Here is a 2,753-nt window from a genome sequence, read left to right on the forward strand (position 1 = left end):
TAATTTCGGATTTTTAGATTGGGTTTCAGAAATATTATGGAGATGATTTCAAACATTCTAGGAGTAAAACTGCAGAATTTTTTCTACTAAAATGCCGGTCTTTTGTTTATCTATTTATTTATTAAATTTATAGCATATGTGCGGTAGAGTAAGTATTTCAGAACAAACTATCATTGCTAAGAAGTTACATCTTAAGCTGGCAGATGATCTGGCAAGACCGGCGAATATCAATGTTCCTCCAACACTAGAGCTGCCGGTTTTTACCGATCAAAAACCTTCAGAACTTCAATACCTCAGTTGGACATTAATTCCATTTTGGGCAAAGGAAAAGCCAAAGTTCAGCACCTTTAATGCCCGAATTGAAAATCTAAAAGAATCGGGTAGCTGGAAGCATTTGTTAGGTAAAAAGCATTGTGTAGTTATTACCGATGGCTTTTATGAATGGAAAAAATTGGATCAAAAAGGTACGAAAAAACAAGCCTATCTGATACGCATGAAGGGGATGAGATTTACATTAATGGCTGGTTTATGGGATACCTGGATTGATCAAACTACTGGAGAATTGATCAATAGCTGTACAATCATTACTAAACCTGCAAACACAGCGATGAAATTTCTACATGACAGGATGCCCTGTTTGTTAAATCTGGATGATGCAAATGTCTGGGTTAACGCGAAATTTTCTTTGGATGAGCGATTTGAAGCTTTGGAACGATTAACAGACGATCTTCTGGACATGAATGCTGTTACTAAAGTTGGTGATATTGATGAGTATACTTATTTGTTTGACCAATAAAACTTAAACAGCAGAACTTTAAATTAAGATATTTTGTACATTTTTTATGGATATATTTAAATTCATTAAGCCTGAAGCTGTGAAAATTTTCAAATCCCTTTCTGTAGTAGCGATGATATGTTTATCTCTTTCAGTGCATGCGCAAAAAAAAGAAAGATCAGAAAAGCCGTTAAAGCAATTTATGATTTATGAAAAGGGTCAATATATGACCAAGGTTGATGTTAGAAAGGAGTTAAGGGGTACAGAAAACACTGTACAGATTGATGCGCTTAATGTTAGCGGCGGATCTGGTTTGATTCGAGGAGAAGTATTGCCGGGTGCAGAGATATCACAGGTTTTAGCAATTATTGGCAATTATAATCTAACCCGACAAATCTCAAAATCAGGCAGAGGAGAGTCCATTCAATTGATGGATGTTGTTTATCCGTTGAGGCTTCGAATAACCATTTCTAACCAGGTTTTGGATGTGGAGATGAAAGAGGCTGGTTTTTGGAAGATTTCGGTAGGCATGAATCAGTAATCGCTCCTTTGCTTTTATTTAAAGGCCTTTTCAAATTGCATTTTTCATACATTACAATTATTATTGCATGAAATGAATTCAACACAAGAAGAAGGAATATTCCTTGAAGCAAAGGAAAGTTTACAAAAAAATGGTTTTAATATTGTTCAACAAGATTTGAATCGCCCTTGGGGTGGTTTTTTTGTAATCGATGAACAACAGGCACAAAAATTCGCAAACACGTATTTTGACGGAATAGAAATTGGGAACTTAAAAATTTCAGGAAAACTTAGTCCTAAGTTTTTGATCGTTTCGCCCAATAAGCGTCTTTCTTGGCAATACCATCATCGTAGGGCCGAAATCTGGCAGGTAATTCAGGGAACAGTTGGAGTTGTTAAAAGTTTATCAGATGAAGAAACCGAATTGAGGTCATATCATCCGGGACAACGGATTGTTTTACAACAGGGCGAGCGCCACAGATTGGTAGGTTTAAATGATTGGGGCCTGGTTGCAGAAATCTGGCAGCATACAGATGTATCAAATCCGTCTGATGAATCAGACATTGTAAGACTGCAGGATGATTTTGGCAGGTAGTGTCTTGAGTCAGCATAACATGACATTTCTTCTATTTTTTAACAAGTAAATTTGTTTATTTTCACACGCTTTTTAAACCAAAGCGCTATCTATTTATGGTTATTTTAATTTTCTTTCTTGGTCATTGGTTTTTGTCCCTGTTTTTTCAAACATTTTTCCTTCACCGCTATTCTTCTCATAAGATGTTCAAAATGAGCCCTTTTTGGGAGAAATTTTTCTATATGTCAACATTCCTTGCACAGGGATCTTCTTTTTTAAATCCACGTGCCTATGCAATCATGCATCGTATGCATCATGCCTATAGCGATACCGAGAAAGATCCTCATTCTCCGCATTTCTTTAAAGATGTGATTGGGATGATGATCCAGACTAAAAACATTTATCTGGATTATGTGAGGTTTAAAATAGAACCGGAGCAAGCATTTCGAGACAATTATCCAACCTGGCCGTTGATTGATCGTATCGGCGATTTGTGGATCACCCGCTCATTATTTATTGTGTTTTATATTACTTTTTATAGTCAATTTGCCGAGTATTGGTGGATGTTCTTATTGCTACCCATTCATTTTTTAATGGGCCCAATTCATGGAGCAGTAGTGAACTGGTGCGGTCATAAATACGGTTATTCTAATTATGACAATGATGACCACAGTAAGAATTCCTTGCCATTAGACTTTCTGATGTTGGGTGAATTGTTTCAGAATAACCATCATAAAAAGCCAAACAATGTAAATTTTGCATTAAAATGGTATGAATTTGATCCATCATACCCTATAATTAAGTTAATGCATCATCTTCGAATTATCAGACTCAGAAAAATTTAAGCATTAGCTATACAATTTTTAAGAGCCTTGGTTTTAATCA

At 35.8% G+C, this 2,753-nt stretch carries 4 protein-coding genes; all 4 read left to right on the forward strand.

The genetic code is table 11. The features are described 5' to 3' along the window. Window positions 1-136: 136 nt before the first annotated feature. The 4 genes from ACIQZ6_RS12690 (at window position 137) to ACIQZ6_RS12705 (ending at window position 2,713) form a co-directional block, all read left to right on the forward strand. Window positions 137-796 (forward strand): SOS response-associated peptidase, encoded by a 660-nt coding sequence (locus tag ACIQZ6_RS12690; protein ID WP_395811659.1) that lies wholly within the window; start codon window positions 137-139, stop codon window positions 794-796. A gap of 46 nt (window positions 797-842) precedes the next feature. Continuing rightward, window positions 843-1,316 (forward strand): hypothetical protein, encoded by a 474-nt coding sequence (locus ACIQZ6_RS12695; protein WP_395811660.1) that lies wholly within the window; start codon window positions 843-845, stop codon window positions 1,314-1,316. Between the two features lie 72 nt (window positions 1,317-1,388). Beyond that, complete coding sequence (locus ACIQZ6_RS12700) at window positions 1,389-1,889, forward strand: phosphoheptose isomerase (protein ID WP_395811662.1); 501 nt, start codon at window positions 1,389-1,391, stop codon at window positions 1,887-1,889. Between the two features lie 95 nt (window positions 1,890-1,984). Continuing rightward, on the forward strand, window positions 1,985-2,713 hold the full coding sequence (locus tag ACIQZ6_RS12705) for an acyl-CoA desaturase (protein ID WP_395811664.1): 729 nt from the start codon (window positions 1,985-1,987) through the stop codon (window positions 2,711-2,713). Window positions 2,714-2,753: the final 40 nt, after the last annotated feature.

The sequence above is a fragment of the Daejeonella sp. genome, assembly GCF_044348475.1.
Taxonomy (GTDB): Bacteria; Bacteroidota; Bacteroidia; order Sphingobacteriales; family Sphingobacteriaceae; genus Daejeonella.